Origin of the sequence: Sphingomonas azotifigens NBRC 15497 (assembly GCF_002091475.1) — a bacterium.
In the GTDB taxonomy this organism is placed as follows: Bacteria; Pseudomonadota; Alphaproteobacteria; order Sphingomonadales; family Sphingomonadaceae; genus Sphingomonas; species Sphingomonas azotifigens.
Genome location: NZ_BCTR01000046.1, coordinates 1 through 1832, shown reverse-complemented (window position 1 = coordinate 1832; position 1832 = coordinate 1). Strand labels below are relative to the sequence as shown.

Annotated in this window: 2 protein-coding genes; both read right to left on the bottom strand. The window is 69.2% G+C overall.

Annotated features, from left to right (window positions below; genetic code table 11):
- Positions 1 to 100: 100 nt before the first annotated feature.
- Positions 101 to 961, bottom strand: coding sequence for an acetyl-CoA carboxylase, carboxyltransferase subunit beta (gene accD, locus SAZ01S_RS15400; RefSeq protein WP_084583164.1), 861 nt, complete (start codon positions 959 to 961; stop codon positions 101 to 103).
- Complete coding sequence (trpA, locus tag SAZ01S_RS15395; RefSeq protein ID WP_084583163.1) at positions 958 to 1770, bottom strand: tryptophan synthase subunit alpha; 813 nt, start codon at positions 1768 to 1770, stop codon at positions 958 to 960. Before trpA ends, accD begins: the two co-directional genes overlap by 4 nt.
- Positions 1771 to 1832: the final 62 nt, after the last annotated feature.

Sequence of the window (1832 nt, the reverse complement as noted above, 5' to 3'; positions counted from 1 at the left end):
CCGACGTGGAAGAAGTGGGGCGACGCTGCGGTCAGCCCCTCCCCCGACCCCTCCCGCAAGCGGGAGGGGAGCGCAAACTGGTCGCACATCCCCTGAAGCATTACGCCGCCGCGCGGGTCTCGCAGAGCAGGCCGATCAGCTGGCCCAGCGTGTCGCGCAGTTCCTTGCGGTGCGTCACCATGTCGACGAGGCCGTGGTCGCGATAATATTCGCTGGTCTGGAAATCGTCGGGCAGCTTTTCGCGGATCGTGTTCTCGATCACGCGGCGGCCGGTGAAGGCGAGGGTGGCGCCCGGCTCGGCGATCTGGACGTCGCCCAGCATTGCATAGGCCGCCATCACGCCGCCCGAGGTCGGATCGGTCAGCACGACGATATAGGGCAGGCCCGCATCGTGCAGCATCTCGATCGCGACAGTGGTGCGCGGCATCTGCATCAGGCTGAGGATGCCTTCCTGCATGCGCGCGCCGCCCGAGGCGGTGAAGACGATGTACGGCGCCCGCGCGGCACTGGCGGTCTCGACACCGGCGATGAACGCCTCGCCGACCGCCTGGCCCATCGATCCGCCCATGAAGGCGAAGTCCTGCACGCCGATCACCGCCTTGTGGCCGTGGATCGTGCCGCTGGCATTCTGGAAGGCGTCCTGCTCACCGGTGCTCGCCCGCGCCGCCTTGATCCGCGCCGTATAGGGCTTGGAGTCGCGGAACTTCAGCGGGTCCTCGGCGACCTTGGGGCTGGGCAGTAGCTTGTAGGCGCCGTCGTCGAACAGCTGCTCGAAGCGCTTGGTTGCGCCGATGCGATCGTGGAAATCGCAATGCGGGCAGACATTCTGGTTCTCCTCGAATTCCTTCATGAAGACCATCTGTCCGCATCCCTTGCACTTGTGCCAGAGATTGTCGGGGCTCTCCTCGCCACGGGTGGTGACATAGGCGAGCGCGTTGCGAACGCGCGTAATCCAGCTCATGCGACTTCCTTGCGTGCGGCGACCAGCGCCGTCTTCAGCGACTCGATATAGGCGCGAACCGGCTCCGCCGCATCCGCGCCGTGACGGCCGACCAGCTCGACGATCGCGCTGCCCACGACGACACCGTCGGCAACGCGGCCGATGGCGGCAGCCTGTTCGGGGGTGCGGACGCCGAAGCCCACCGCGATCGGCAGGTCCGTCGCGGCCTTGAGGCGGGCGACCGCGGCCTCGATCGAGGCGGTGGCGGCCTGCTGCAGCCCGGTGATCCCGGCGACCGAAACATAATAGAGGAACCCCGAGGCGCCCTCCAGCACCGCCGGCAGGCGGGCGGCATCGGTGGTCGGGGTGGCGAGGCGGATATTGGCGACATTGGCGGCGCGGAGCGCTTCGCCGAGGCTGTCGTCTTCCTCGGCGGGGATGTCGACGCAGATCACGCCGTCGGCGCCCGCATCGCGCGCGGCGTTCGCGAACCATTCCGGCCCGCGGCGGGTCATCGGGTTGGCATAGCCCATCAGCACCAGCGGCACCTCCGGATGGCGCGCGCGAAAGGCCGTGGCGATCGCGAGCACGTCGGCGGTGGTGGTACCGGCGGCGAGGCTGCGCAGGTTCGCCGCCTGGATCGCCGGGCCGTCGGCCATTGGATCGGTGAACGGCATGCCGAGCTCAATCACGTCCGCCCCGCCCGCGACGAGTGCGTCGAGGATCGCGGCGGTGGCGTTCGGCGCGGGATCGCCGGCGGTGACGAAGGTCACCAGCGCGGCGCGGCCCTGCTCGGCGGCGCGGGCAAAGGCGTTGGCGAGCCGGGTCATTGCTCCCCTCCCGCTTGCGGGAGGGGCTGGGGGAGGGGATGGCAGTTCGAGTCGAGGCTGGT